This is a genomic window from Marinobacter sp. R17, assembly GCF_003789045.1.
GTDB lineage: Bacteria > Pseudomonadota > Gammaproteobacteria > Pseudomonadales > Oleiphilaceae > Marinobacter_A > Marinobacter_A mangrovi.
This window is the reverse complement of record NZ_RHGZ01000027.1, coordinates 45864-72173: the sequence shown is the minus strand read 5'-3', so window position 1 is coordinate 72173 and position 26310 is coordinate 45864. Positions and strand designations below refer to the sequence as shown.

General features: G+C 62.4%; 26 protein-coding genes. 7 read left to right on the top strand and 19 right to left on the bottom strand.

The features are described from left to right. Positions 1 to 123 (top strand): transposase (locus tag EB809_RS17110; protein WP_148079180.1); only part of this gene is annotated, 123 nt, incomplete at its 5' end. A gap of 54 nt (positions 124 to 177) precedes the next feature. On the opposite strand, the gene EB809_RS17105 is transcribed toward EB809_RS17110, so the two are convergent. Together EB809_RS17105 and EB809_RS17100 are read right to left on the bottom strand one after the other, a co-directional pair. Next, entirely contained in the window at positions 178 to 432 is a 255-nt protein-coding gene (locus EB809_RS17105) for a GrxA family glutaredoxin (protein WP_123636057.1), read from the bottom strand. A gap of 165 nt (positions 433 to 597) precedes the next feature. Then, the gene (locus tag EB809_RS17100; protein WP_123636056.1) at positions 598 to 2730 is read right to left on the bottom strand and encodes a methyl-accepting chemotaxis protein; all 2133 of its coding nucleotides are present in this window, start codon (positions 2728 to 2730) and stop codon (positions 598 to 600) included. Positions 2731 to 2945: 215 nt separating this feature from the next. Here EB809_RS17100 and EB809_RS17095 point away from each other — a divergent pair, with 215 nt between their 5' ends. Then, positions 2946 to 3368, top strand: coding sequence for a YqaA family protein (locus EB809_RS17095; RefSeq protein WP_123636055.1), 423 nt, complete (start codon positions 2946 to 2948; stop codon positions 3366 to 3368). Positions 3369 to 3377: 9 nt separating this feature from the next. On the opposite strand, the gene EB809_RS17090 is transcribed toward EB809_RS17095, so the two are convergent. Beyond that, on the bottom strand, positions 3378 to 4799 hold the full coding sequence (locus EB809_RS17090; protein WP_123636054.1) for an ABC1 kinase family protein: 1422 nt from the start codon (positions 4797 to 4799) through the stop codon (positions 3378 to 3380). A gap of 346 nt (positions 4800 to 5145) precedes the next feature. Between EB809_RS17090 and EB809_RS17085 the strand changes: the two genes are divergently transcribed. Then, the gene (locus EB809_RS17085) at positions 5146 to 6204 is read left to right on the top strand and encodes a sensor domain-containing diguanylate cyclase (protein ID WP_223808011.1); all 1059 of its coding nucleotides are present in this window, start codon (positions 5146 to 5148) and stop codon (positions 6202 to 6204) included. Here the strand turns inward: EB809_RS17085 and lipB are convergent. The 11 genes from lipB to EB809_RS17030 all read right to left on the bottom strand — a co-directional run bounded on the left by lipB (position 6189) and on the right by EB809_RS17030 (position 16500). Continuing rightward, positions 6189 to 6788 (bottom strand): lipoyl(octanoyl) transferase LipB, encoded by a 600-nt coding sequence (gene lipB / locus EB809_RS17080; RefSeq protein WP_411711079.1) that lies wholly within the window; start codon positions 6786 to 6788, stop codon positions 6189 to 6191. The two genes, EB809_RS17085 and lipB, sit on opposite strands and share 16 nt — an antisense overlap. A gap of 88 nt (positions 6789 to 6876) precedes the next feature. After that, positions 6877 to 7146, bottom strand: coding sequence for a YbeD family protein (locus EB809_RS17075; RefSeq protein WP_123636052.1), 270 nt, complete (start codon positions 7144 to 7146; stop codon positions 6877 to 6879). Positions 7147 to 7169: 23 nt separating this feature from the next. Continuing rightward, the gene (locus tag EB809_RS17070; protein WP_123636051.1) at positions 7170 to 8342 is read right to left on the bottom strand and encodes a D-alanyl-D-alanine carboxypeptidase family protein; all 1173 of its coding nucleotides are present in this window, start codon (positions 8340 to 8342) and stop codon (positions 7170 to 7172) included. Positions 8343 to 8518: 176 nt separating this feature from the next. Beyond that, the gene (locus EB809_RS17065; RefSeq protein WP_123636050.1) at positions 8519 to 9391 is read right to left on the bottom strand and encodes a septal ring lytic transglycosylase RlpA family protein; all 873 of its coding nucleotides are present in this window, start codon (positions 9389 to 9391) and stop codon (positions 8519 to 8521) included. Positions 9392 to 9423: 32 nt separating this feature from the next. Further along, positions 9424 to 10416 (bottom strand): lytic murein transglycosylase B, encoded by a 993-nt coding sequence (gene mltB / locus EB809_RS17060; RefSeq protein ID WP_123636049.1) that lies wholly within the window; start codon positions 10414 to 10416, stop codon positions 9424 to 9426. Positions 10417 to 10544: 128 nt separating this feature from the next. Then, positions 10545 to 11687 (bottom strand): rod shape-determining protein RodA, encoded by a 1143-nt coding sequence (gene rodA / locus EB809_RS17055; protein ID WP_123636048.1) that lies wholly within the window; start codon positions 11685 to 11687, stop codon positions 10545 to 10547. Further along, positions 11680 to 13587 (bottom strand): penicillin-binding protein 2, encoded by a 1908-nt coding sequence (gene mrdA, locus EB809_RS17050; RefSeq protein WP_123636047.1) that lies wholly within the window; start codon positions 13585 to 13587, stop codon positions 11680 to 11682. The genes rodA and mrdA overlap by 8 nt, the downstream gene beginning before the upstream one ends. A 9-nt stretch (positions 13588 to 13596) precedes the next feature. Continuing rightward, on the bottom strand, positions 13597 to 14067 hold the full coding sequence (gene rlmH, locus EB809_RS17045) for a 23S rRNA (pseudouridine(1915)-N(3))-methyltransferase RlmH (protein ID WP_123636046.1): 471 nt from the start codon (positions 14065 to 14067) through the stop codon (positions 13597 to 13599). A gap of 2 nt (positions 14068 to 14069) precedes the next feature. Then, positions 14070 to 14420, bottom strand: coding sequence for a ribosome silencing factor (gene rsfS / locus EB809_RS17040; protein ID WP_123636045.1), 351 nt, complete (start codon positions 14418 to 14420; stop codon positions 14070 to 14072). A gap of 144 nt (positions 14421 to 14564) precedes the next feature. Further along, the gene (gene nadD / locus EB809_RS17035; protein ID WP_123636044.1) at positions 14565 to 15221 is read right to left on the bottom strand and encodes a nicotinate-nucleotide adenylyltransferase; all 657 of its coding nucleotides are present in this window, start codon (positions 15219 to 15221) and stop codon (positions 14565 to 14567) included. Positions 15222 to 15243: 22 nt separating this feature from the next. Continuing rightward, a complete protein-coding gene (locus EB809_RS17030; protein WP_123636043.1) occupies positions 15244 to 16500 on the bottom strand; it encodes a glutamate-5-semialdehyde dehydrogenase in 1257 nt (418 codons plus the stop codon). Between the two features lie 307 nt (positions 16501 to 16807). Here EB809_RS17030 and EB809_RS17025 point away from each other — a divergent pair, with 307 nt between their 5' ends. The 3 genes from EB809_RS17025 to EB809_RS17015 are packed head-to-tail and all read left to right on the top strand — an operon-like array spanning position 16808 to position 20260. Next, the gene (locus tag EB809_RS17025) at positions 16808 to 17827 is read left to right on the top strand and encodes a GGDEF domain-containing protein (protein WP_123636042.1); all 1020 of its coding nucleotides are present in this window, start codon (positions 16808 to 16810) and stop codon (positions 17825 to 17827) included. Continuing rightward, positions 17820 to 18818 (top strand): GGDEF domain-containing protein, encoded by a 999-nt coding sequence (locus EB809_RS17020; protein WP_123636041.1) that lies wholly within the window; start codon positions 17820 to 17822, stop codon positions 18816 to 18818. The genes EB809_RS17025 and EB809_RS17020 overlap by 8 nt, the downstream gene beginning before the upstream one ends. Continuing rightward, positions 18815 to 20260 carry a bifunctional DedA family/phosphatase PAP2 family protein gene (locus EB809_RS17015; RefSeq protein ID WP_123636040.1) on the top strand — a complete coding sequence of 482 codons (1446 nt, stop codon included), beginning with the start codon at positions 18815 to 18817 and terminating at the stop codon, positions 20258 to 20260. Before EB809_RS17020 ends, EB809_RS17015 begins: the two co-directional genes overlap by 4 nt. Before the next feature lie 11 nt (positions 20261 to 20271). On the opposite strand, the gene EB809_RS17010 is transcribed toward EB809_RS17015, so the two are convergent. Beyond that, positions 20272 to 20844 carry an LON peptidase substrate-binding domain-containing protein gene (locus EB809_RS17010; protein ID WP_123636039.1) on the bottom strand — a complete coding sequence of 191 codons (573 nt, stop codon included), beginning with the start codon at positions 20842 to 20844 and terminating at the stop codon, positions 20272 to 20274. Positions 20845 to 20875: 31 nt separating this feature from the next. Next, a complete protein-coding gene (locus tag EB809_RS17005; RefSeq protein WP_123636038.1) occupies positions 20876 to 22129 on the bottom strand; it encodes an HDOD domain-containing protein in 1254 nt (417 codons plus the stop codon). 213 nt (positions 22130 to 22342) lie between these two features. On the opposite strand from EB809_RS17005, the gene ilvD reads away from it, so the two are divergent. After that, positions 22343 to 24178 (top strand): dihydroxy-acid dehydratase, encoded by a 1836-nt coding sequence (gene ilvD, locus EB809_RS17000; RefSeq protein ID WP_123636037.1) that lies wholly within the window; start codon positions 22343 to 22345, stop codon positions 24176 to 24178. Positions 24179 to 24193: 15 nt separating this feature from the next. Here the strand turns inward: ilvD and EB809_RS16995 are convergent, their stop codons facing one another. The 3 genes from EB809_RS16995 to EB809_RS16985 form a co-directional block, all read right to left on the bottom strand. Next, positions 24194 to 24778: a DUF523 domain-containing protein gene (locus EB809_RS16995; RefSeq protein WP_317848730.1), complete on the bottom strand. Its 585-nt coding sequence runs from the start codon at positions 24776 to 24778 to the stop codon at positions 24194 to 24196. Then, on the bottom strand, positions 24699 to 25115 hold the full coding sequence (locus EB809_RS16990; protein ID WP_123636036.1) for a peptidoglycan-binding domain-containing protein: 417 nt from the start codon (positions 25113 to 25115) through the stop codon (positions 24699 to 24701). Before EB809_RS16990 ends, EB809_RS16995 begins: the two co-directional genes overlap by 80 nt. A gap of 87 nt (positions 25116 to 25202) precedes the next feature. Beyond that, the gene (locus EB809_RS16985) at positions 25203 to 26300 is read right to left on the bottom strand and encodes an AI-2E family transporter (RefSeq protein ID WP_123636035.1); all 1098 of its coding nucleotides are present in this window, start codon (positions 26298 to 26300) and stop codon (positions 25203 to 25205) included. Positions 26301 to 26310: the final 10 nt, after the last annotated feature.

Below are 26310 nucleotides of genomic sequence, written 5' to 3'. Positions count from 1 at the left end.
ACCAGCGTGCTGGAGGGGATGAACAATAAAATCAAGGTGATCAAGCGGATGGCGTACGGCTACCGGGATAACGACTACTTCTTCCTGAAAATCAAAGCCGCTTTTCCCGGTAAAGTGCGATGAACCTAAAAAAGGCGCCCTCATCGGGCGCCTTTTTTGGTTCTGCCGGCTGACAACTCAGGCCAGTGAAGAAGCCTCCCGCTGCTGCACGTAGGTGGCAAATTCGGTGAAGCCACCGACGTGCTTGTCGCCGACAAAGATCTGCGGCACGGTATAGACCGGCTCGTTGATCATTTTTTCGATGTCCGCTTTGCTCATCCCTTCGGCAATCATATCCACAAACTGATAATCAAAACCTTTGATTTCACACAGTTGGCGGGCACGGACGCAAAAACCGCAACTCATGCGGCCATAGATGGTCACGCGATCCATCTTCGACCTCCTCGGATTCAATGGGGCTCAGCTTGCCAGACGGCCGCGTCTTTTCCCATTTGGTGCTTTGAATGATCGTCATAGGCTCTGCGTATGCGGCCAGGTGGGCGGTATCAGGGCCGACAACGCACTGTCGGCTTCTGGCACCGCCCTACCCGGTCCGGTTCAGGTCCGCAGGCGGTTAAGCTGTTCTTCCAGCGATATCACCTGCTCACCCAACTCTTCGCCGTTACCGCGAACCCGCTGAGACAGTTCGCGCAGGTCGCTGGCGGCATCGCCGATGTTGGTCAGGTTGCGGTTGATCTCCTCGCTGACCGAACTTTGCTCTTCGGCCGCCGTGGCCACCTGGGTGACGTGCTCGACGATGGTGGCGATACGCTGCACCACCTCGGCCAGTGACTGATCCGCCTCGCGGGTCCGTTCAACCGCGTTGGTGGCCCGGTCGACGCCGCCGCGGATGACCGTCACCGTCTGCTGGACCTCGCCCTGCAGCCCTTCAATCATCTCGCTGATCTCGTCGGTGGACTCCCGGGTCCGCGACGCCAGTGTGCGCACCTCATCGGCGACTACCGCAAAGCCCCGCCCCTGTTCGCCGGCCCGTGCCGCTTCAATCGCCGCGTTCAGAGCCAGCAGGTTAGTCTGCTCGGCAATGCCGCGGATGACTTCCAGGATGCGGTTGATGTCGTCACTGCGGTTGGCGACCTGACCGATGGCCCCGCTGGCCTCTTCCATATCGGCGGCCAGTTCCTGCACGCCTTTGACGGCGGTGGTCAGGGTCGACTGGGTGCTCACGACCCCGTCGCTGGCTTCCCGGGCATTGCCCGCAGCGTCGCTGGCAAACGTGGCGACTTCACTGGCAGCGGCCGACATCTCGTTCATGGCGGTCACGACGCTGTCAATCTCGCTGTGCTGACGCGAGGTGTTTTCCTCGGTTTCCTGGGCAATGCGGCGAACGCTGTCCGACTGCTCGCTGACGCGGCCATTGATCGACTTGAGGTCGTTGATCATGTCCCGCAGTTTCGCCAGGAACGCGTTGAAGCCGTCCGCCAGTGCAATCAGCTCGGCGTGGGTATCAATCTCCAGCTCCTGGGTCAGGTCGCCTTCGGCGCTGGCCAGATTGGCCATGCGGTCACGGATGCGATCCAGCGGCCGGGTCACGCTGCGAACCAGCACCACCAGCAGCAACAGGGAAACGATCGACACGATGATGCCCGCCGTCAACTGGCGCCCTGCCGTGGCGTCGACTTCCTCGCCCAGGACATCCTCAACCTTGCTCAAGTCGGCCAGCGCGACATCCCGCGGCAGTTCGATGATCATCGACCAGGTCGTGTCGGAAGCCTTGATGTGGATCGGATACGCCACCGCGATGTCTTCGCCGTTATCAAAGACGTCGTTGTCACCGTCCTTGTCCAGCTTGCGATAAGCCGCCGCCCGATCCGGCAGGGCTTCCTTGAGCGGCCGCCCAAGGAACTTGTCGTAATGGCTGGTGCCGGCAATCAGGCCCATCTCGCTGACCAGGGTCACGCGGCCGGCGCCGTCGTACAGGTTCTGACTGACCTGCTTGAGCGTCTTCTGGATGGTGGACAGATTGATGTCGGCACCGACGACCCCGCCGAACTTGCCATCCTTGAATATCGGCATCACCAGGCTGGTCATCAGCTCGGAATAACCGTCACTGATCTCGTAGTTGTAGGGCTCCATGGTGCAGGGCTTGAGGGTTTCCTTGGAGCACAGGTACCACTCGGCTTCGCGGATGCCGAATTCGTTCTTGGTGGTATCGTACTTGGTCGACGGATCCGCTGTGCGACTGAAGTGGATCTTGCCGTCCTGGTCCCGGTAGTAGTAGATCTCCAGCGTGCCTTCATCACTGCTGTGATCTTCCACACCCCCGGTGAAGTAGCGGTCCTGGCCGTCGTAGGCATCAGGCTCGAACTGCGCGTAGATGGAGCTGAGTTCCGGCTGGCCCTTGAGGATCGCGCCGGCGGTTTCCATCAGGTCGCGGCGGCTCATGCGCGCGGAATCGGAGCCTTCGACGTTGCGGTGAATCACCTCGCGGAACGTTTCCGGGATCTTGTAGGCCCGGTTGAAGATACTGGCCACCAGCTCACCGTACTGGCCGGCCGTGGCACGCAGGCGCTCGACGACAATGTTCTGCACCAGTTCGCCGGTGTCATCGGAAATGCGCGACTCCATGCTGGAGAGCGATACCTGGGCGGTTATGATCATGCTCAGGCCCATAATGAGCAGCAGCACAATGACCAGCGCGTAGAGTTTGACTTTCAGAGACAGCTTTTTCATGACACTCCCGGGTCACAGAGTGAGGCAGCACCACCCGGTCCGGTAGGGGCACCGCAGATCTTCGTATACGTCGTACGCCATCACGCCCAGCTCCCTTGTCTCAGACTTTGTGCGACTGACAAGATAAGCTATCGGCCTGACGGACGATTTCTTGATAACGATAGTGATCGACCGGTAAACCCACCACTACACTGTGTAATCAGACGGGAGTCGATTTGGCATACCTGTCCCTGTTTTTTACGGCCTTTGCCGCAGCCACCCTGTTGCCGGCCTACTCCGAGGTTCTGCTCGGCGGGTTGGTAACGCAGGGCTACTCGCTGTGGGGCTTGTGGCTGTTCGCCACACTGGGCAACACCCTGGGGTCGGTGTTGAACGGCTGGATCGGACGGCAGGTGGAGCGTTTTCGCCACAAACGCTGGTTTCCGGTCAGTGAAAAACAGTTGCAACAGGCCCAGAACCGGTTTAACCGGTTCGGCCAGTGGTCGCTGCTGATGGCGTGGCTGCCCATCGGCGGTGACGCGCTGACGCTGATCGGCGGCATCATGCGCGTCCCCTGGCTCAATTTCATCGTGCTGGTTGCCATCGGCAAGGGCCTTCGCTACGCCCTGGTGCTGTGGCTGGTGCTGGAAGCGACCTGACTTCCGGGGTCAGTCGCCGGCGTCCCGGGCGGCCGCCTCTTCGCTGTCGTACAGATAGTCCTGCAACAGATCCTCGCCGTTAAACTCCGACCGCAGCACCGCAATGAAGGTGTAGACACCGATCAGCTTGCGGTTGAGGAAGACGAATTCCTTGGGCGGAATCCGGAAATAGCGGCTGATGGCGGAACGCGCCGCCTGACGGGCCACCCGCGACGGCAGGTCGCTCTGCTTCCAGCGGTACTGGCCCTGCTCGTTGACCGCGAATTCGGGCCACTCGCCGTTGGCCGGGGCCAGCGGTTCCAGCACCGACATGCAGACTTCGCCGAATCGCCGCAGCACGTCCTCGGGCCAGCTCTCGCTCATGAAATGAAGCTTGGTCCCGCCTTCGATGACCCGCTCCAGATCCTGCTCATAGGACGCCCGGATCATGTCCCGAACCGGCTCGAGGAAGCTGTCCGGGTATTGTTGCACGGCGCCAAAGTCCAGCAGTACGATCTGGTCGCTTTCGGTGCCGGCTTCCTCGGCAATGCGGATGCGGTAGTTGCCGAAGTTGGGGTCGGTCTGGATCTCGCCCCATTCAAACAGCTCACGGAAGAACAGTTCCAGCGCGGCACGGCCCAGCGCACTCCGACGCTCGAGCGACAGCGAAGCCACCTTGTCCGAGCTGACCGGCCAGCCGGGCTCGAAAGTGGACGCCATCACATGGCGGGTGGAATACTCCGGCAGGACCCGGGGCACCACGAAACGGTCGTCGCCCTCCAGCATCTTGCGGAAATGCTCGGTGGTCCGGGCTTCCAGCGCGTAGTCCACTTCCCGGTGCATCATGGTGCGGACTTCTTCGAGCCATTCGTTGAATTCGGGGCCCATGGACACAAAGCGCCCGACTTTCAGAATCTGCGCGACCGCATTGAGGTCGCTGTCCACCGCCGTGTCGACGCCCGGATACTGGACCTTGAGCACAATCTCAAGACCGTCACTGCGGCGTACGGCGCGATGAACCTGCCCCAGCGAGGCCGATCCAATCGGTTCGGGATCCACGTCCAGCTGGGCCAGGCGCTCACTGCCCAGCTCCTTGGCCAGCACCTTCTCGACAGAAGGCCAGGCCAGTGAGGTGGTCTGATCTTCCAGGGTGTGCAGCGCCTCGGTCACTTCGGCCGGCAGGAAATGCTCGCCGTAGAGCGCCATGACCTGACCGATCTTCACCACGCTGCCCTTGAGTTTGCCGAGTTCATCCACCAGGAACCGGGCCTGGCTTGAGAGCATCTGGCGGTGGCGTTCTTCACGCTTTTCGCGGCTGCTGAACAGGTTGGTGGCCATGTGCGTGGCCATGCGGGTACCGGCGAACAGACCGGCCCGGGTCAGACTGAGCCGGCGCTCGAAGCTGCCGGTCTTGATGCGGGAAACGGATTTGCGCGTTTTTTTGGAAGTCATCAAGGGATCCAGAAGCTGATGAATGCTGCAGCCCGACGGCCGAATGGTCGGCTTCCGGGCGCTCTTCGAAAGTGGGTCCTACCGATTATACGTGAGCCCGACCCGTCTCTGGTCACCGACCTGCCGCGCCAGCCCGGTTTCCGGAGCCAATGGATTCCCTGCAGCTTTGCCGTGTAGTGATCACTGATTAACCAGCACAGGCGACTATGCGACGCCGCAAACGTCATGTTTACGTTTTAAAACAGAGCGCTACTGCATTTGGCGCTATGCTCGTATCGATTAAACAATAAATATAACGCTAACAATGATGCCCGATTCATCCAAGTCTTATTGGCCGTCAGCCCCTGTGCCCGACCACACTCGGGGCGAAATACCGCTTCCCCGGCTGATCAACTGGCTCAGCGTGGGGGCCCTGCCGGTCCTGGTTTTCTTTGCCTACCGGGCTGCTGGCCGAGGCGACACCCTGGTGATGGCCACGCTGGCCACGGTGGGCGTGATGCTGATGCTTAATGCCCTGGTGTACCTGACGCTGCGGCATCAGACCCTGCACCGGCGGACGTTCATCGTCATCATTGCCGCCCTGTTCATTTATGTAGCGACCGCCGCCTTGGAAGACGGCTCCGCGATCATCTGGCTGTTCGCCTATCCGCCGATCATTTTCTACATCAGCACGCCCCGGGTCGGCGTCCTGACCTGCGCTTTTGGCCTGACGGCTCTGGTCGGCCTGTTTTCGCCGCTGGGAGACCTTCTTTTCAACACGCCATACAGTGACAGCTTCCGGCTGATGATGATCAACGTGCTCGCGTTCGAAATGGTCTCCTGCTACGTCCTCGACCTGAGCCGGCGGCGCAGCAAGGCCAGTCTCCTCACCCTGGCCGGCGAGTACGAGTACGCGGCCAAGCACGACACCATGACCGGCCTGACCAACCGTCGCGAAGGCCTGATCCGCCTGGAAGGCGAGTACCAGCGCTACCTTCGCAACCGCCAGTCGTTTTCGGTGATCCTGCTGGATATCGACCTGTTCAAGGGAGTTAACGACCACTACGGCCACCAGACGGGCGACGAGCTGATCATCAAGGTGGCGGACAAACTGAAGGAAGGGTGCCGCCGGATCGACATTGTGTCGCGCTGGGGCGGTGAGGAATTTCTGGCGATCCTGCCGGAGACCGGAGTGGAGGAAGCCATCCGGATTGCCGAGCGGATCCGCCAGTCAATTGCAGCGGCTCCTGCCACCTATGACGGCCGGATTGTTCGGACGACGATCAGCGCGGGCGTAGCCAGCATTCACGGCGCCGAATCCCCCAGCCGACTGTTGCAGCGGGCGGACGAAGCCCTCTACACCGCCAAGGCGACGGGGCGCAATCGGGTCTGTAGCGGGGAAGTCCCCAATCAGGATACGGCCTGAACGACGGGCAACCCGGTCTCGAACCGGACCCGGCCCAGATCCAGTCGTTCTACCAGGCGAGCCACCAACGCGTCCTGGACGCCATCAAACGTCGCCTGGGGGGCGTGATCGACCACCTGGGTCATGGCCATGCCCGTCAGGCCACAGGGATTGATGCGACGGAACGGCTCCAGGTCCATATCGACATTCAGCGCCAGGCCGTGGAAAGAGCAGCCGCGCCGAATGCGCAGGCCCAGTGAGGCGATCTTGGTGCCCTGGGTGTAGACACCCGGCGCATCGGCGCGCGGGGCCGCATCGACGCCCAGGTCCGCCAGGATCGCAACGATGCTGTCTTCGATACCACTGACCAACTCACGCACACCGAAATGGGCCCGGTGCAGGTCGATCATCAGGTACACTACCAGCTGGCCGGGACCGTGATAGGTCACCTGGCCGCCCCGGTCCACCTGGACCACCGGAATGTCTCCCGGCGCCAACACATGCTCGGCCTTGCCGGCTTGCCCCTGGGTGAAGACCTTGGGATGTTGCAGGCACCAGAGCTCGTCCGCGGTCTCGGGCGTGCGCGCGGCGGTGAAGCTCTTCATCGCCTCCCAGGTCTCCAGGTATGGCTGAAGACCCAGGTGGCGAACGATGACGGAACGGTCAGATGTTTCGGACACGACAGGCTACCGGTTAGAGGACCATGTGAACGCGACCGCTGGCTTTGAGCTCCTCGAACAGGGCCTTGAGCTGCGGTTCGCCGGTCGCCACGATCTTGATCTGCACGGAGCTGAAACGCCCCTGGCGGCTGTCGTTGATCGTGATGTCGGTTTCATCGATGCCCGGCGCATGGCGCTCCACCACTTCCACGACAAATTCGCGAAAGTCCGGCGCGGCCGTGCCGATCACCTTGATGACGTAATCACACGGGAATTCAATTTTGGGCGGCTGCGGTTCACTCATGCTGCTTTCCTCACTGTCGCCAATCAGCTGAACAACTGCACGAAGAACAGTTTGATCGCATCCCAGATGCGTTTAAAGAACCCGCCTTCGTCCACCGCTTCCAGTGCCACCACCGGGCGCTTGACCACTTCCTGGCCGTTCAGCGTCACCCGCACCTGACCCAGTTCCTGGCCAGCCTTCACCGGCGCCTTGATCACGCTGTCGATGTCCATGACCGACTCCAGCGAATCCTTGGTGCCGCGAGGAATGGTGACGATCGCATCGTTGGCCAGTCCCACCTGCACCGATTCCTTCTGTCCGCCCCAGACGGTGGCATCCTTCAGCGGCTGGCCGGCCTTGAACAGGGAGTGGGTTTCGTAATAGCGGAAACCGTAGCTCAGGAGTTTCTGCACTTCCTGGGCCCGGGCTCTCTCGCTATTGGTGCCCATCACGACACCGATCAGTCGCATATCGTCGCGCTTGGCCGACGCCACGAGACAGTAGCCGGCGGCGTCCGTGTGACCGGTCTTCAGGCCGTCGACGGACGGGTCACGCCACAGCAGCGAATTGCGGTTGGGTTGACGGATATCGTTGTAGGTGAAGTATTTCTGGGAATAGATCGGGTAGTTGTCCGGGTAATCGTTGATGATTGCCCGGGCCAGCAGCGCCAGGTCGTGCGCCGTTGAATAGTGTTCTTCGTGGGGCAGGCCGGTGGCGTTCATGAAGTGGGTGTTCTTCATGCCCAGGATCTGCGCCTGCTGGTTCATGATGTCGGCAAACGCGCCCTCACTGCCGGCCACGTACTCGGCCAGCGCCACACTGGCGTCGTTACCGGACTGGATGATCATACCGTGCAGCAGATTCTCGACGGTCACGTTGGACCCTTCCTTGACGAACATCCGCGAACCGCCGGTGCGCCAGGCATGCACGCTGATGGGCACCTCGTCGGACATGGCAATCCGGTCCTCGGACAGTTCACGCTCGACGATATAGGCCGTCATCATCTTGGTCAGACTGGCCGGCGGCAGGCGTTCGTCGCTGTTGCCCTGCACGATGATGTGGCCGCTGGCCGCGTCCATCAGCACGTAGGAGCTGGCCGCAATCTGCGGCGGCGACGGGATCAGGGACGGCTGGGACTGGGCAGCCGCCACCGAGACCCAGGTGAACAGGACGATCAGCGCGCGGAAAAATGTTTGAAATACCGTATTCTTAGCCATGGAACCATTCAGCAGTTACATCAGTTGACGATACCCGACGGGTATCACGGGATTCGGAAGAACCATCCGCCTTTACAGCAACAACCGGCCTCGAACCGGTGAATCAGGCGTCTGCTTCCGGGTCATACGCAGCGCTGACGATGACAATGCCACCGCCAGCCACCGGCACGGGCCCACTATAGAGGATCGGTCACCACAATCGGGCGCCCCAATCCCCCCTGTTCGATCAGTTTACTTTCCTGTTCGGCCTGTCCGCGCTGCGCGAACGGGCCAACCTGCACCCGGTGATAGCTGCCGGCGGCATACACCCGAACCGGCGCCTGGGTCACGTTTCGCAGGCGCTGCGAGAGCTGTTCGGCCGATTCCACCTGCGTAAACGAGGCCACCTGGACGAAGATTCCCTCTTTCGCGCTGGAGGTCGCCGGTGCAGATTCCCGCGACGGCGCGGCCTCTCCGGCCACCGACATACTACCATCACGCGACACCGTAATCGCGGCCACCTCTACATGAGCGGTGCCGCGCTTCTGGTAGCCCAGTTTCTTGGCCGCGGCGTAGGACAGATCGATGATCCGGGAGCTGTGGAACGGCCCCCGGTCGTTCACCCGCACGATCACACTGCGGCCATTGTCCAGGTTGGTCACCCGGGCATAGCTGGGCAGCGGCAGGCTCTTGTGGGCCGCCGTCATCTTGTACATGTCAAACGTCTCGCCGTTGGACGTCTTGTGACCGTGAAACTTCTCGCCGTACCAGCTCGCCGTGCCCCGCTCGACATAGTCGCTGGCATCCGCCAGCACCGTATAGCGTTTGCCCCAGACCGTGTAAGGCGATTTATTGCCGTAGCGGCTGGGCGGCTCGTAGCGAGGCGTGGCACTCTTCAGATCGCTGACGTCGTAATCCTCGGACGGCGCCCGATCCTGGCTGATACTGTACCGCGATGACGATGTACCGGCTGACGACGAGGTCTCAGGACTCGACGCACACCCGGCCAGCAGCCCGGCAGCCACGGTCATCACCAGAGCCAGCCCTGGCTTTACACTAATCGGATTCATGCGCCGTTCCGCCATCGTCCAGCAAGACACGCCTAACCTCTCGCCTTATCCGGGTTCCGCGCCAACGCCTGCGACAGCGCCAGAACGGCCATCGCATACAATTGACTGTGATTGTAACGGGTGATGACGTAAAAGTTGGGATACGTCAGCCAATTTTCTTGACCTTCCTCAGCCTGCAACCGCATCAGGCGTGCCCGGGTTTCCGCCGACACGCCGGCTTTTGGCACGATACCCGCGGCCTGATAGTCCGCCACCGTCAGTTTCGGGGCCAGCCCGTCAGTGAACAACGCCTGCGGATAATCCGCCCCTGCCACCGGTTCCGCCACCGGAGCGCCAGCCTGCCACCCGTGGCGGGCAAAATAGTTGGCCACGCTGCCGATGGCGTCGACCGGGTTATTGACGATGTCGGCGCGTCCATCGTGATCGAAATCGATGGCAAAATCCCGGTAGCTGCTGGGAATGAACTGGCCAAACCCCATGGCTCCGGCATACGAACCCTTTAGGACTGTCGGATCCAGCTCTTGTTCCCGGGCCATCAGAAAAAATTCGCCCAGTTGCTTGCGGAAGAACGCCGAGCGAGGCGGATAATCGAACGCCAGCGTCGTCAGTGCATCCAGCACCCGGTAATTACCGGCGTATTCACCGTATTGGGTTTCCACACCGATAATGGCCGCCACGATGTAGCGTGACACGCCCAATTCCTGTTCCGCACGCGCAAACGTGTCTGCGTGGGTCTGCAGGAACGCCTGCCCCTTCTCGATACGCGTCGGCTTTATGAAGATGTGCCGATATTCATACCATGCCAGGGTGTGTTCCGCCGGGTGACTGATCGCTTCAAGAATGGATGACTGGCGCTGGGCGCTGGCGAGCCAGATTTCCAGCGTACTCCGATCAAATCCGTGCTGACGGACCATCTCGTCGACAAACGCCTGCCCGGCAGGCGTTTCCACATAACCGGCATGAGTCAGGGACGCCACCAACATCGCCCACAGCCCCAGTACGACACTCATGATATGTGAAGGCATGATCGTCCCCGACGTTCTTTTTATGTTGGCCGCCCCGGCGCTTACTCCGCCGGGGCGGCCAAAGACTAGCATGATGCCCAGAGCCGCCACCACTGCGCGCCCCCGTTATGAATAAAAGGTAACGTCACCTAAGCCGAGATCATTCGCCGGTGCGTGTGGATCGACATCATCACCCCGAACGCCGCCATCAACGTGACCATCGAGGTTCCACCGTAACTCACCATGGGCAACGGCACTCCCACGATCGGCAATATGCCGCTGACCATACCGATGTTGACAAAGACGTAAATAAAGAAGGTCATCGTCAGCGCCCCGGCCACCAGGCGCCCAAAAGAGTCCTGAGCATTGACCGCAATATAGAGGCAACGCGCGATAATCAGGAAGTACAGTGTGATCAGTAGTGTGACGCCAATAAAACCAAACTCCTCGGCCAGTACCGCAACGATGAAGTCCGTATGGCTCTCCGGCAGAAAATCCAGATGCGACTGAGTGCCGTGCAGCCATCCCTTGCCCATCAGCCCGCCAGAACCGATCGCCGTCTTCGACTGGATGATGTTCCAGCCGGCGCCGAGCGGGTCGCTCTCTGGATCCAGCAATGTCAGCACCCGCTGCTTTTGGTAATCGCGCATGATAAAGAACCACAGCACGGGCGCCGACACGCCTGCCATGGCAAAGAACGCCGCTAACAGCTTCCAGCTCAAGCCCGCAAAAAATATGACGAACAACCCGGCCATCCCGACGAGCAGGGCCGTGCCCAAATCGGGTTGCTCGACAATCAGACCCATCGGCAGAAACACAATGACCAGCGCAATGGCGACCCGCGAAATGCGTGGCGGCAGGTAGTGTCGGGATAGATACCAGGCGGTCATGATCGGCACCGCCAGCTTCATGAACTCCGAAGGCTGGAATCGCGGCAGCCCCGGCAGCGCCAGCCAGCGCTGCGCCCCTTTGGCCCCGATCCCGACCAGCAGCACGGCGATCAGCGCGATCACTCCCAGCCCGTAAAGCCAGGGCGCCCAGCGCCGGTATACGGAAGGGTCCAACTGGGCGAATACGAACATCACGACCAGCGCCACACCGATCCGGGCGATCTGGGCTTCAACGATGGCAATGCTGCTGTCGCCGCCGCTATACAGCACAAACAGACCGCCGACCAGCAGGATCAACAGAAGCACGAGCAGTATTGGATCCAGATGAATCTTGGCCAGAAAGCCCTGCGGGGCGTGGAGGCTCGGACCGGACATATGCCGGACGATATCGCGATCAGCCATCGTTGGAGCCCCCTGCCTTGGCTTTGTCGGCAACGACCGGTTTCTCTGGCTCTCCAGCATTCATATCCAGTAACCAGGCATCAATCAATTTGCGGGCCAGAGGCGCCGCCGTACTGCTGCCGCCGCCGCCATTCTCGACGATCACTGCGACCGCTATCTTGGGATCCTTCAGCGGTGCAAATGAAATGAACAAGGCATGGTCGCGCAGTCGCTCTCGAATTTCGTCGGCATCATAGTGCTCGTTTTCCGCGAGACTGAAGACCTGCGCGGTACCGGTTTTGCCAGCAAACGAGTAGGGGGCGCCGCGACCGGATCCACGAGCTGTCCCATGCGGCCCCTGAACCACAGAATGCATGGCATTCCTGACGTATTCCCAATCTTCCTGTCGCTGAAGGACGATGTCAGGATGGCCATCCTCAGGCAAAACCTGCTCGGTGCTCTCGGCACCAGAAGCTTTCATCAGCATTCGCGGCGCATGCCAGTTGCCACGGTTTGCCAAAACTGCCGTCGCCGTTGCCAGTTGCAAGGGTGTGGCCAACAAAAACCCCTGGCCAATACTCATATTGACCGAGTCTCCGGGATACCAGGGTTGGTGCTTGACGCCCCGTTTCCATTCCCGGGTTGGCAGCAGGCCTGGCTGGGCACCGCTGACATCCAATGCAGTGACCTTGCCGAAACCGAACTGGTCGAGGTACTTGCTCATTGTATCCACGCCCATGCGCTCGCCCAGGTCGTAGAAGTAGGTGTCGCAGGACTGAGCGATCGCCTCATCAAGATTGACCCAGCCGTGACCGCCCCACTTCCAGTCCCGGTACCGGCGGCCCTTGCCGTCGATCTGGTAGTAGCCGGGATCCCAGATCGTGCGATCGCGCGTGGTGTTGTCGCTGTCCAGTCCCGCCACGGCCATCATCGGCTTGATGGTGGAGCCCGGCGGGTACTGGCCGCGCAGGGCGCGGTTGAAGAGCGGCTTGTCCGGCGATTCACTGAGCGCCTTGTAGGCGTCGACACTGATGCCGGTCACAAAGAGGTTGGCGTCAAAGCCCGGGACGCTGGCCAGCGCCAGGATGCCGCCGGTCTTGGGTTCAATGGCGACAATGGCCCCGCGCCGACCATTGAGAAGATCGTAGGCTTTCTGCTGTAGGCGAATATCCAACTGCAGATGCAAATCGTCACCGGGAACCGGATTTTCCTGCTCCAGTACGCGCAGCGTCCGGCCGCGGGCATTGGTCTCGACGTGTTGGTAGCCCACCTTGCCGTGCAAAGCGTTCTCGTAGAACCGCTCCACACCGGACTTACCGACGTAATTCGTACCCGCATACTCGATGGGATCAAGGCGGCGTAACTCGTCCTGATTGATACGCCCGACATAACCCAGGGCGTGGGAGGTAATTTCACTATAGGGGTAGTAGCGGACCAGCTCGGCCTCGACTTCCACGCCCGGCAGCTCGTAGCGGTGCACGGCCATGCGGGCAATCTGTTTCTCGCTCAGGTCTGAACTGAGGGAGATCGGCGAATAGGGCCGGCGGTATTCGTCCAAGCGTCGTCGAAAGCGCTCCAGCTCCTCATCGCTGATGTTCAGTATCTGGCGAAGCTGGGCCAGCGTCTGGTCCATGTCCGGCACCCGTTCGGGGACCACGGTCACACTGAACACCGGCCGATTTTCCGCCAACAGAACGTCGTTACGGTCGTAGATCAGGCCCCGCGGCGGCGCAATGGGCTGCACCTGGACCCGGTTTTTTTCCGACAGCGTGGTGAAGTTCTCGTGATTGAGAATCTGCAGGTAGTACAACCGCGTCACCAGAATGCCGATCAGGCCGAGCATGATCACCAGGGCAACCAGCACACGACGCTGGAACAGGCGACGTTCGGCTGCGGTATCCTTGAATTCCCCCCAGGGCATTAAACCGTCCTATGCGCGGTGATATGGATGATTGCGGGTAATGGACCAGGCGCGATACAGCTGCTCGGCCACCAGGATGCGAACCAGCGGATGGGGCAGCGTCAGTGGCGACAGGGACCAGAGCTGGTCCGCCCGGGCCCGGCATTCCGGCGACAGGCCATCAGGCCCGCCAACCAGGAAGCTGACGTCCCGGCCGTCCATTTGCCAGGCTTCCAACTGACTCGCCAGCTTTTCCGTGGACCAGGCCTTGCCACCCACCTCCAGCGCAATGACCCGATCACTGCGGCCGATGGCCGCCAGCTGGGCCTCGCCTTCCTTTTGCATCAACCGGGGGATATCGGGATTCTTGCCGCGCTGGGCGAGTGGCGTTTCCGCCAGCTCCAGGGGCAGGTCGGGCGGGAAGCGCCGCGCGTACTCCTGGTAGCCGTCCTCAACCCAGCCGGGCATCTTCTGGCCAACACAGACCAGTTTCAACCGCATGATTATTCGCTACCAGCCGCACCCAGGTTGGGCGCATCGCGCCAGAGGCGTTCCAGATCGTAGAATTCGCGGGTGGCCGGCATCATGACATGCACGACGACATCGCCCATGTCCACCAGCAGCCAGTCGCTGTTCTCACCACCTTCCACATTGGCCGAACGAACACCCTGGGACTTGACCTCGGTAATCACCGACTCGGCCAGCGAGCGGACATGCCGGCTGGACGTCCCCGATGCGATGACCATGTAATCCGTGACGCTGGTTCTGTCCCGGACATCAATCACACTGATGTCCTGCGCCTTAACCTCCTCAAGTGCGTTTACGACCGTATCTCTCAGTTGCTCAGCCTGCATAATTACCCTGTTCGACGGTGTCTCCACCTGGCGTGCCGGAGCCGGTCCGGCCCCAACGGTTGATGCGCTGCCCCGGGCAGCGACAATGAAGCGGGCATTGTACCACCAAAATCCCGGGACAGGTCACGATTCGACCAGTTCCGGTCAAGCCCGGAATGACGGCCCGGACTCATCACGATAAAGGCCGGATTCCGCGATGATGTCGCACACCGGATCCGGCGCCAGATAGCGGATCGAGCGCCCGTCCCGCACCGCCTGGCGCACGCCAGTGGCGGAAATGTCCAGCAGCGGCAGCGACACGGACCAGACCCGGCCCGACGGCGCCTGCTTCAGTGAGGTCACATCGGTATCGGCGTTGTCCGCCAGCAGTTGCCCGGCCGCGCTTTCGGCCGGGATGGTATAGCCCGGCCGCTCCACCACGATGATGTGGGCCAGTTCCAGCAGGCGCTGCCAGCGGTCCCAGCGATCGATCGATGCGAAGCTGTCGGTACCAACGACCATCGCCAGAGGCTCTTGCGGCCCTCGCTCCTGGCGCAATTCTTCGAGAGTATCGACGGTGTAGGACGGCGTGTTACGGGTCAGTTCCCGCTCATCCACCGCCAGCCCCGCCTCACCGGCAATGGCGCTGTAGAGCATCCGCAGACGCAACTCGGGTGACGCACCCGGCTCATCCCGATGCGGCGGCAGATGGCACGGCACCAGCGTCACGGTGTCGATACCGAGGACCTCCCTCAGTTCGACGGCCGTGCGCAGGTGAGCGTGATGGATGGGGTCAAAGGTTCCGCCAAGAATGACTTTCATAGACTGCTCAGGCCCCACCCGTTCAGGAACGGATGTGACCGTCGCCGAACACCACGTATTTCTGCGAGGTCAGCCCTTCCAGACCGACCGGGCCGCGGGCGTGCAGCTTGTCGGTGGAGATTCCGATCTCTGCGCCCAGGCCGTACTCGAAGCCGTCGGCAAACCGCGTGGAGGCGTTCACCATCACCGAGCTGGAATCCACTTCGGTCAGGAAGCGGCGGGCACGGCTGTAGTTTTCGGTCACGATGGCGTCGGTGTGCTGGGAGCTGTAGCGATTGATGTGGGCAATCGCCGCGTCCAGTCCGTCCACCACGCGAATCGCCAGCACCGGCGCCAGGTATTCGGCGTGCCAGTCGTCTTCTGTGGCGCTGATGACGTGGGCCAGGACGTCCCGGGTCCGCTCGCAGCCGCGCAGTTCCACGCCCTTCTCCTCAAAGGCGCTGGCCAGCAGCGGCAGGATGTCGGCCGCGATCTCCGCATCCACCAGCAGGGTTTCCATGGTGTTGCAGGTGCCATAGCGCTGGGTCTTGGCGTTGACGGCGATGGCCAGGGCCTTCTCCGGATCGGCATGACTGTCGATATAGACGTGGCAGACGCCGTCCAGGTGCTTGATCACGGGCACCCTGGCATCCCGGCTGATGCGTTCGATCAGCCCCTTGCCGCCCCGGGGGACGATCACGTCCACGTATTCAGGCATGGTAATCAACTTACCCACAGCCTCGCGATCCCGGGTCTTGATGACCTGGACAGCCTCTTCCGGCAGCCCGACCTGGCGCAGCCCCTCGGCGATGCAGGCGGCAATCGCCTGGTTGGAATGCAGCGATTCGGACCCGCCGCGCAGAACCGTCGCGTTGCCGGACTTCAGGCACAGGCTGGCCGCTTCCACGGTCACATTGGGGCGGGATTCATAGATGATGCCGATCACACCCAGCGGCACCCGCATCTTGCCCACCTGGATGCCGGACGGCCGGTAGCTCATGCCGGTGATCTCCCCGATCGGATCCGGCAAGGACGCCACCTGACGCAGACCCTCGATCATGGTATCGATGCGTGCCGGCGTCAGCTCCAGGCGATCGAGCATGGCTGGCTCCAGTCCATTCTCACGGCCGGCGTCCAGGTCCTGACGGTTTGCGTCCGTCAGGGCGTCACGGGAGGCATCGAGTGCGTCCGCCATAGCCAGCAGCGCGTCATTACGTTCCGCTGTGCTGGAGCGCGCCACGGCGGTTGCCGCTTCACGCGCCTTCTGGCCAACGTCTGCCATGTAAGCCGAAATATCCATCAAGGGTCCTACCATCTGCTGAATTGCTTTCAGGCGTCTCAGATTCTGGCGTGAATCGGAGGCACGTTTGCTAATTTATAAGGTATCGACACGACGATCTGCATTCGTGGGAGCCAATCGACGGCTCTCCGGATGTCAGGATACACGCATAGACGTTATTATACGCGGGCGATCGATTCGGTTTAAGTCACCGGTGGCCTTCCAGTCCCATGATGACAGGCCGGATCCAAGGAATTACGGTACATTTCCGCCTGTCTGCCGCAGTCAGGAATGCTCCCTGCGGGAAATGTCGTCATGGAGACCTCGAATGCCTAATGTGGCAGAGACTTTTTTGTTGAGCCGCTTTGCCCGGTTCGCCGCCGCTGCCTTGTTGCTGCTTGCCGCGTTCACCCTGTGGCAGGCCGCCTATGCGGCCGCCGTGACCAGCGCCATTTGCGCGGTCATGGTCTGGACCCGCTATCACGCCGGCATCGCCAAAGACAGCACGCTGCCCCTGGCCATCGCCCGCGTCTCCAACCTGCTGTTCCTCACGGCACTGACGCCGGCCATTCTCGCCAACGCGCCCGGCCTGTCCCAGTGGAGTTATGTGTATCCACTGGCCACCTTTGCACTCTGGTCCCTCGGCTGGGCCGTTTTGCTGGTAATGCCCTATCTGGCGCTGGTGATCATAGCCGGCCTGGACCCGGCCCTTGGCCCCGACCGTCACCAGTTTGTTGCCTGCGCCCTGCTCGCCATCCTGTTGTCGGCCGTGTTCGTGTTCCTGCGGGAATACAAGAGCCGGCAGCTGGCGCCGCTTCGGCGTACCGATGAACTGACCCAGGCCGCCAGCCGCGACTACCTGTCCGCCGACCTGCACAAGGAAATCCAGCGCAGTGAACGGGAAGGGATCGAAATGGCCGTCCTGCTGATTGGCCTGGACATCCATCGGGGCGAGCCCCTGCCGGAAGACGACATTCGCGCCATCCTGCCGCGCATCGGTCGCTACCTGCATTCACAGCTGCGGGATTTCGACAGCTATTATCGGGTGGCGGACCTCCAGTTCCTGGCCATCCTGCCGGGCATCAACACCACCGAAGCCACCCGCCGCGCCGAAGTCATCCGCCAGGGGCTGGGCAGCCTGCTGGCGTCCCATGACCTGACCCTGACCGTCAGCGCCGGTGTCGCCGGACTCAACATCGGTGACGATGCTGACAGCCTGCAGCAAAGCGCAGGCCGGGCCCTGCAGCGGGCTCAACAACAGGGCGGTAACCGCACCCAGTCGTTCAGCGCCTGGTCCGGTGCCGACGGTACGGGCGCATCCGGGACGGAGGCCACCTCCCATGACTGAGACCCGGCTGCGCACCCTCACCCACGGCCTGGCTTACAGCCTGACGCTGCTGTTCATGATCGCCCTGGCCGCACAGAACCTGCGCTACGGTTTCTACGATCTGTTCTACCTCGCCGTGGCACTGGGTCTTGGCGCTGCGGCCGGCGTCGCCTACACGTGGGTCATGCGCCGACGTCAGCTGATGGCGCCGGGCCATACCCTCCTGCTGGCCGTCATGAATCTGCTCGCGGTGCTGGCCGTCTTCGCCAGCTCCCAGCCCGATGTGTCCCACTGGACCCTGGCGCTGGTTCTGCTCAACCTGCTGATCCTGCCGCTGCGCACGGCGCTGGCCATGACGCTGGCGCTGATTGCCTGCGTGGCCATCTGGCTGTTCATGGCGACCGACCCCACCCAGGCCATTGTGACGCTGGGCGGTCTGTTGCTGCTGTTCGGCACCGGCGTGTTCTACAGTTGGCATTACTCCAACATGGCCCAGTCGGCCGAGGATCTGGCCATTACCGACACACAGACCGGCGCGCACAACGCACGCTTCCTGGACGAAACCCTGCAGAAGGAAATCAGCCGGGCCCGGGCCACGGGTAATCCGCTGTCGGTGATCCGGCTGCACATGGATCATCTGGACGAGGTCAACGACCTGCACGGCCAGGACCGTATGGCCCTGCTCATGCGGGAAGTGACCCAGACCCTGTTCGGCGTCATCCGGGCCGGCGATACGCTGTACGCACTGGGCGATGGCGACTTCTTCCTGGTGTTGCCTTTCACGCCGGAAGAAGGCGTCCGGGTGATGGCGGAACGGGTTCGCCGTACATTGGGTGAGGCCGAATGGCCCGTGGTGGGACGCCTGACCGTCAGCCTGGGCTGCACCGCCTGGGCCGCCAGCGACACCACCAGCGACCACCTGCGGGATCGCGCCGGTGAAGCCCTGCAACAGGCCCAGCAACGGGGCACGGACCGGGCCTGGTTCCTGGCGGGGCACCCCAACGCCGCATGATGGACACCCTCCACCACCTGATTGCCTGGCTCGGTGAGCACCCGGGCTGGCTCTCCGGCGCCATCTTTGCCACCGCCTTCGTGGAATCACTGGCCATCGCCGGCGTCGTGGTACCTGGTGTGGCTATTCTGTTTGCGGTGTCCACCCTCGCCGGCCAGGTGAACATGCCGCTGATCGAGGCCCTGGCCTGGGCCGCCGCCGGTGCGGTGGCCGGCGATGGCGCCAGTTTCTGGCTGGGCCGGCAGTTCCAGGGTCGGCTGGACCGACTGTGGCCGTTTTCCCGTTATCCGAACATGATTGAGCGGGGTGCCCGCTTCTTTCATCAGCACGGCGGCAAAAGCATCGTGATCGGCCGTTTCGTCGGCCCCCTGCGACCGATCCTGCCGCTGATCGCCGGGGCCTTTCATATGCCCGCACAGCGTTTCGTGGCCTTCAATGTGGTGTCGGCACTGGGCTGGGCGCCGGTCTATGTCATTCCCGGCTACCTGGTGGGCAGCGCCATGGCCCTGGACCTCACGCTACCGCCACACTTCTACCCGGTCATGGCCCTGAGTCTGGGGCTGCTGGCGCTCATCTATCTGTTCATCTTCCGCCTGCAGATAGGGCTGGGCAGCGACGGCTACCTGTACCGGCGTACGCAGACACTGGCCCGGAACCATCCCGTCGCCGACCGCATCTGGCAGGCACTCTCCAGCGACCGGCCTCAAGGCCCCGAGTTTCCGCTGGCCTCGATCATGCTGACCGTTGGCAGCCTTTCGCTGTTCGCCCTCTGGTCGCTGCTGTGCCTGGAAACCCACATGCTGTCGCCACTGGACCAGGCAACGGCGGCCTTTTTTGCGCCCTTGCGCAATCCGCTGTTCGATCCGGTGGCGGTGACGCTGACCCTGTTGGGGGATCCCGCGCTGCTCACCCTGCTGAGCCTGATCGCCATCACCTTCTTCCTGCTACGCGGCATGCCAGCCGCCGCCCTGCACCTGATTGCAGCCGGCGTCATGGTCACGCTGGCCACCACCTTGCTGAAAGCCGGCTTCGCCGTGCCCAGACCTGACGAAGTCAGCGTGCCACCGGCCTCCTTTGCCTACCCCAGTGGCCATGCGGCCGGCGTCGCCACCATGATCGGCCTGGCCGCCAGCTTTGTCGCCCACGAGTGGCCACGCCGGCAACGCTGGGTGGTGTACGGTGTCTTTGGTCTGCCAATGCTGTTGATCGCGGTCAGCCGCCTGTATCTCGGCGTGCACTGGTTTACGGATGTGGTGGGCGGTCTGTTGCTGGGACTCAGCATCTGCGGGCTGACGCGGGTGAGCTACAGCCGCTACGATCGCCACCGCCTGAGCCAGAATGCGCTGACGTTGAGCACCCTGGCGGCGATGGCCGTGACGGCCGCGTGTTATGTCTGGCTGGCGCTGCCGGCGGGGATCTGGCGTTACACGCCGATAAACTGAAGCGCCTCCGGCTACTCCATGGCCTGGAGCAGGCTGTAGAGGCGGTCGAGCCGGTCCAGCGGATCCTGCATCTCCAACAGGCGCTGCTTATCGGTCTTTTCGATGGGCAGCAGCTCGGCCAGGCGCCAGCCCACCTCGCGGGCACTGTCGAAGTCCACGGTCATGCCCAGGTCCCGCACCACGGGATGCCGCAACAGCGCCTTGAGCACCACCGCCAGCTCGGCCTGGTCGTCCGGCACGGCCAGATCGCTCTCTTCCTCCAGCAATTCCACCTGCCCCATATGCAGGCCATCCGGCGCCTGCCAGTGATCGAGCACGGCCACCTTGGCGTCGCCTTCCACGGTGATCCCCAGCAGACCGTTTTCCAGCTGCTGGAAATCGACAATCCGCACCCGGGTGCCGAAATCGTAGAACCTGGCCAGGGTGTCGGTTTCCTCGCCCTCCCGCAGCAGGACGATCACAAAGCCGCCGTCGTCCTTGAGACAACGGGTCAGCATATCGATGTAACGCGGCTCGAACAGCTGCAGGGGGATCCGCCCCCCGGGCAGGATGATGGAATTAAGTGGAAACAGCGGGATGTGCATGAACCGGTCGGCCTCGGTTGGTCGTCGACAGTCAGTGAATCGACAGCAGCTTCTGCACTTCGTCGATGCGCGCCTGCGCCATATTGAGAATTTCCAGGCTGCGGGAGGCGCTCAACTTGAGCTCGCCGAGCCGCGTATAGGCAGGCACCGTCTCGAATCGGGGAAGCGTCTTGCCCTGACGTTCACGGATCATGGCATGGAGTTTAGCCAGTATCACCACATCGACAAGTTGAGGCTCTTCCTGCGCCGGCTGGTAGGCCCAGTCTTCCGCATGGCGAGCGGCCGTAACAAAGCTCTCCGGAAATTCCCAGCGCTCCAGCACCGCGGCTCCGGTGTCGGCCTTGAGTTCGCCGACGACCTGCTCCAGTAGTTTGGGATCGGCGAATACATTGACGTGGTGCTCAGCGTGGACGATGACGGGAATTGCGCCGATGTCGTGCAGCAGTCCCGCCAGCAGGGCTTCTTCCGGATCCAGACTGGTGACCGCATCCGCCAGCACCCAGCACAGCGCGGCGACCTCCCGGGAGTGCCGCCAAAGCTGCTCCATCGCTGCCTGCAGTTCTTTGCGCTGGGTTTTGAACACTTCCCGCATGGAGAACACCGTCACCAGTTGACGGGTAGTCCGGGTCCCCAGGCGAACCACTGCCTCGCGTACCGTGCGGACATCGTTGAAGCCCCGATACAGCGGGCTGTTGCAGGCGCGTACCAGTTTGGCGGAAATCGAGGGATCCACCGTAATCACGCGGGCGATGTCTTCGGCGGTGGACTCGTCCCGCTCCGTGGCGCGTCGAACCTTCCAGGCCACATCCGGCACGCTGGGCAATGTCAGCTTGTTGGCACGGAGATCGGCGTAGAACTCCATCAGCAGGTCATGCGCCTCATCGTCCCCGCTATCATCGGCCATCTCGGAAACGCCGTCATCGCTGACCGGTGCTGCCCGCAGCAACTGGTTGAGCGTGTCCTGCTCCACCACCAGGAATTGGCTGGGCACCGAGGCCGTCACGGTGTACATGCGCGGCTGCAACCGGGCAATGGGATTTTTTCCGGTCGGGCTGCCGGCCGCGATGGCCGTCGTGCGGCCGTCCACAGCCTCCAATTCGACCTCGCCATCGATCAGGAAATACTCCTGACCGTCCCGGGAGCCCCGCTCCAGTAACCGCTGCCCCGGGCCGAGACGCCGGGTTTCAGCCCGGGTGGCCAACAGGATCAGCTGTTCATCGGTCAGTCGATCAAGCGGCTGGAACTCGCGCAGCCGGCGAATGGGTAAAGGTTCCCGAGCAGACATCCACTATCTCTCCCCAACATTTGGAGACTGCGCCACCGGTAAAGTGACGAGCCTGTCACAGGTCATTGTGACCAATTGTAACCAGATGGGCCAGCACGACCATCGTCAAGCATCATCCCCGTAGCGACCTAACTTCTGTTATTCTCTGTTTTTTCCGAAAACAGAGGGTCCCTCCGCGACCGGATGACCCTCCCGCCACAACGAGAGAAAACCATGCCCCAGTACCGCTCCAAGACCTCCACCGCAGGTCGCAACATGGCCGGTGCCCGCGCCCTCTGGCGTGCCACCGGGATGAAGAACGATGACTTCGGCAAGCCGATCATTGCGGTCGCCAACTCCTTCACCCAGTTCGTGCCCGGCCACGTCCACCTCAAGGACCTGGGGCAACTGGTCTGTCGCGAAATCGAGGCGGCCGGCGGCGTTGCCAAGGAATTCAATACGATTGCGGTGGACGACGGGATCGCCATGGGGCACGACGGCATGCTGTACTCCCTGCCGTCCCGGGAAATCATCGCCGATTCGGTGGAATACATGGTGAACGCCCACTGCGCCGACGCGCTGGTGTGCATCTCCAACTGCGACAAGATCACGCCGGGCATGCTGATGGCCGCCATGCGCCTGAACATCCCGACCATCTTCGTCTCCGGCGGCCCGATGGAGGCCGGCAAGACCAAGCTGTCCGAGCACAAGCTGGACCTGGTGGACGCCATGGTCATTGCCGCCGACCCCAACGCCACCGACGAGCAGGTCGAGGAATACGAGCGCAGCGCCTGCCCTACCTGTGGTTCCTGCTCCGGGATGTTCACCGCCAACTCCATGAACTGCCTGACCGAGGCCATTGGCCTGTCGCTGCCGGGGAACGGCTCCATGCTGGCCACCCACGCCGATCGGGAGCAGCTGTTCCTCAAGGCCGGCCGCCAGATCGTCGAGAACGCCCGTCGTTACTACGAGCAGGACGACGCCAGCGTGTTGCCGCTGAGCATCGCCTCCATGGACGCGTTCTACAACGCCATGACCCTGGACATCGCCATGGGCGGCTCCACCAACACGATCCTTCACCTGCTGGCCGCGGCCCAGGAAGGTCAGGTGCCGTTCACCCTGGCGGAAATCGACCAGCTGTCGCGCAAGGTGCCGCAGCTGTGCAAGGTCGCCCCGAACTCGCCCAAGTACCATATGGAAGACGTGCATCGGGCCGGCGGCATCATGGGCATCCTCGGTGAACTGGACCGGGCCGGCCTGATCAAGACGGACATTCCGACCGTACATAGCCCGACCCTCGCCGATGCCCTGAACGACTGGGACATCATGCGCCAGCCCTCCGAGGCCGTGGTGGAATTCTTCAAGGCCGGACCGGCCGGCATTCCCACCCAGCAGGCCTTCAGCCAGAGCACCCGCTGGCCGTCACTGGACGGTGACCGGGAAAACGGCTGCATCCGTTCGCTGGAAAATGCCTACTCCACCGAAGGCGGCCTGGCCATCCTCTACGGCAACATTGCCCTGGACGGTTGCGTGGTGAAAACCGCCGGTGTGGACGAGAGCATCTACGTGTTCGAGGGCCGGGCCCGCGTCTTCGAAAGCCAGGACAGCGCTGTCGCCGGCATCCTCAACGACGAAGTCAAAGCGGGCGATGTGGTCATCATTCGCTACGAAGGCCCCAAGGGTGGCCCGGGCATGCAGGAAATGCTTTACCCGACCAGCTACCTGAAATCCAAGGGGCTGGGCAAAGAGTGCGCGCTGCTCACCGATGGCCGCTTCTCCGGCGGCACCTCCGGCCTGTCCATCGGCCACGCTTCGCCGGAAGCGGCGGCGGGTGGCGCCATCGGGCTGATCGAGAACGGCGATACCATCCTGATCAATATCCCCGAGCGCAGCATCAATGTGATGGTGGATCAGGCGGAACTGGACCAGCGGCGGGCTGCCCGCGACGAGATGGGCTGGAAACCGGAAGCGCCGCGCACCCGCAAGGTGTCCGCAGCCCTGAAAGCCTACGCCCTGCTGGCCACCAGCGCTGATAAGGGTGGCGTCCGGGATCTGGAAAAACTGGACTGATCCGGCCTGCGCGACTCAACCGAGTGAGCGCAGGTAGGTCTCTGCGTCCTCCAGCTCATGCTGGTTGAACACCGGAATACCGGCGGCCGTCAACGCTGCGGCCGCCGTTCCCTGCCCGGCTACAAGCCGACCCGAAAAGCTCCCGTCGTAGATGTTCCGGTTGCCGCAGCTGGGGCTTTTTGCCGCCAATATGGCCATCACACAGTGCCGTTCCTGTGCGGTTTTCAAGGCCGCCTCGGCGCCCTCAACAAAGGCTGATGTGACATCAGTACCGTCGCGGGCGATGACCCGGGCCTGACCGGCCAGCACGGCGCGACCATCACCGCCCCGGGTCTCGGCAGCAGGACGTGGCACCGGCAAACCGCCAGCCAGTTCCGGGCATACGGAAACCAGACGACCTTCAAGGCGCCATGTCTGGATCCGGGGATGATCGGCAAAGAGGTTGCCCCCGTCATAACGCACGTTTTCGCCCATCAGACAGGCGCTGACGAGAATGCGATGCGGGGGCCGGGAGATAGGATCAGAAGAAGAGCCAACCACCATCATCATCTTCTTCGACGGCGTCTTCGGCCTCCTCGTCGGCGGCCGGTTTCGGTTCATCCGCCTGTTTGGCCTGTTTGGCCGGCGCCGGCTTGGACTGGGCCACGTCGGCTTCAGCAACCTGAACCGACACCATGCCCAGAGCTTCCTTGGTGGCCTGGTCCAGCTTGCCGGTGGCTTTCAGGCCGGCGTGATCTTTCTGGAAGGCTTCCAACGCGGACTTGGTCGACGGCCCCATCTGGCCATCCACACTATCAATACGGTAACCCGCCCCGTAGAGGGCATTCTGCAGGGCAAACACGTCGTCTGCGGCGTAGGCCGGCGCGCCCCCCAACGTCACCAGGGCTGCCAGAGCCCCTGTCGCCAGCCATTTTTTGCTCGGGATTGTTTTATTCATCTTATTCTCCTGAGAATTCGGATCCGGAGGGCCAAGCGCTTGCTCTGCCGCTCCAGGCGTCATGCTACCCCATTTTGCCGGCTCAGGTCAGCTCTTGTCCGGCCCTTCCGGACCGCCCCGCTCCGACTCGGTCATGGCGGCCGCCGGCTCATTGAATTCACGGATAAAAATGCCCCAGAAAGCCACGAAAAGCGCCGCCACCAGGGGGCCCATGACGAATCCGTTGATACCAAACATTACAATTCCGCCCAACGTTGATAACAACACCATATAGTCCGGCAGCTTGGTGTCGCGCCCCACCAGGATCGGCCGCAGCAGGTTGTCCGCCAGCCCGATCACCAGGACCCCGAACGCCGTCAGGATGGCCGCATGCACATAGTCGCCGACGGCGGCCAGATACAGCGCGGCCGGCACCCAAACCAGCGCAGCGCCCACCGCCGGGATCAGTGACGCGATGGCCATCACCACCCCCCAGAGCAGCGCGCCGTTAATGCCCAGGGCCCAGAAGATGAAGCCCCCCAACGCCCCCTGGGCGGCCGCCACCAGAAGATTGCCCTTGACCGTGGCCCGGGTCACTTCGGCGAATTTCGCAAACAGCAGGCGCTCACGCTCATCGCCCAGCGGCAGTGCGCGGATCAGCAGTTCAATCAGCCGCGAACCGTCGCGCAACAGGAAGAACGCCAGGTACACCATCAGCGAAAAGGACAGGAAAAACTGGAACGTATTCTGGCCAATGCCCAGCGCCTGCTTGGCCAGTAGCTTGCTGCCACCGACAAAGGTGGACACCACGCCCTCCCGCAGCTTGCTCAGATCCACGTCGAACCGGTCGAGAAAGGACTGGAAGGCCGGGAACGCCTGATTGATCTGGTCGATGTACTGGCCCGGATTCAGCTCGCCGGACTGGACGCGCTGGTACAGACCCACACCCTCGGTCACCAGCGAGGAAATCAGCGCCAGACTGGGCAGAATGACGATCACCAGACACAGCATCAACGTCAGGAACGCCACCAGATTGTGGCGCCCGGGCAGTCGCCGGATCAGCCAGAGCTGGACCGGATTGAAAATCACCGCAATCGCCACCGCCCAGAATATCGGGCCGGTGAAGGGTTTGATCAGGAACAGGAACGCCAGCGACACCACCAGCAGCATGGCAAGAAATGAGCGTCGCTCGAGGACATCGTACATATCAGTCGGA

Bases quoted from the DNA above. Each gene is read 5' to 3' on its own strand.
- EB809_RS17105 (WP_123636057.1), bottom strand. From the start codon at position 432: ATGGATCGCGTGACCATCTATGGCCGCATGAGTTGCGGTTTTTGCGTC.
- EB809_RS17100 (WP_123636056.1), bottom strand. From the start codon at position 2,730: ATGAAAAAGCTGTCTCTGAAAGTCAAACTCTACGCGCTGGTCATTGTG.
- EB809_RS17090 (WP_123636054.1), bottom strand. From the start codon at position 4,799: ATGACTTCCAAAAAAACGCGCAAATCCGTTTCCCGCATCAAGACCGGC.
- lipB (WP_411711079.1), bottom strand. From the start codon at position 6,788: ATGAAGAGCTTCACCGCCGCGCGCACGCCCGAGACCGCGGACGAGCTC.
- EB809_RS17075 (WP_123636052.1), bottom strand. From the start codon at position 7,146: ATGAGTGAACCGCAGCCGCCCAAAATTGAATTCCCGTGTGATTACGTC.
- EB809_RS17070 (WP_123636051.1), bottom strand. From the start codon at position 8,342: ATGGCTAAGAATACGGTATTTCAAACATTTTTCCGCGCGCTGATCGTC.
- EB809_RS17065 (WP_123636050.1), bottom strand. From the start codon at position 9,391: ATGAATCCGATTAGTGTAAAGCCAGGGCTGGCTCTGGTGATGACCGTG.
- mltB (WP_123636049.1), bottom strand. From the start codon at position 10,416: ATGCCTTCACATATCATGAGTGTCGTACTGGGGCTGTGGGCGATGTTG.
- rodA (WP_123636048.1), bottom strand. From the start codon at position 11,687: ATGGCTGATCGCGATATCGTCCGGCATATGTCCGGTCCGAGCCTCCAC.
- mrdA (WP_123636047.1), bottom strand. From the start codon at position 13,587: ATGCCCTGGGGGGAATTCAAGGATACCGCAGCCGAACGTCGCCTGTTC.
- rlmH (WP_123636046.1), bottom strand. From the start codon at position 14,067: ATGCGGTTGAAACTGGTCTGTGTTGGCCAGAAGATGCCCGGCTGGGTT.
- rsfS (WP_123636045.1), bottom strand. From the start codon at position 14,420: ATGCAGGCTGAGCAACTGAGAGATACGGTCGTAAACGCACTTGAGGAG.
- nadD (WP_123636044.1), bottom strand. From the start codon at position 15,221: ATGAAAGTCATTCTTGGCGGAACCTTTGACCCCATCCATCACGCTCAC.
- EB809_RS17030 (WP_123636043.1), bottom strand. From the start codon at position 16,500: ATGGATATTTCGGCTTACATGGCAGACGTTGGCCAGAAGGCGCGTGAA.
- EB809_RS17025 (WP_123636042.1), top strand. From the start codon at position 16,808: ATGCCTAATGTGGCAGAGACTTTTTTGTTGAGCCGCTTTGCCCGGTTC.
- EB809_RS17020 (WP_123636041.1), top strand. From the start codon at position 17,820: ATGACTGAGACCCGGCTGCGCACCCTCACCCACGGCCTGGCTTACAGC.
- EB809_RS17015 (WP_123636040.1), top strand. From the start codon at position 18,815: ATGATGGACACCCTCCACCACCTGATTGCCTGGCTCGGTGAGCACCCG.
- EB809_RS17010 (WP_123636039.1), bottom strand. From the start codon at position 20,844: ATGCACATCCCGCTGTTTCCACTTAATTCCATCATCCTGCCCGGGGGG.
- EB809_RS17005 (WP_123636038.1), bottom strand. From the start codon at position 22,129: ATGTCTGCTCGGGAACCTTTACCCATTCGCCGGCTGCGCGAGTTCCAG.
- ilvD (WP_123636037.1), top strand. From the start codon at position 22,343: ATGCCCCAGTACCGCTCCAAGACCTCCACCGCAGGTCGCAACATGGCC.
- EB809_RS16995 (WP_317848730.1), bottom strand. From the start codon at position 24,778: ATGAACCGAAACCGGCCGCCGACGAGGAGGCCGAAGACGCCGTCGAAG.
- EB809_RS16990 (WP_123636036.1), bottom strand. From the start codon at position 25,115: ATGAATAAAACAATCCCGAGCAAAAAATGGCTGGCGACAGGGGCTCTG.
- EB809_RS16985 (WP_123636035.1), bottom strand. From the start codon at position 26,300: ATGTACGATGTCCTCGAGCGACGCTCATTTCTTGCCATGCTGCTGGTG.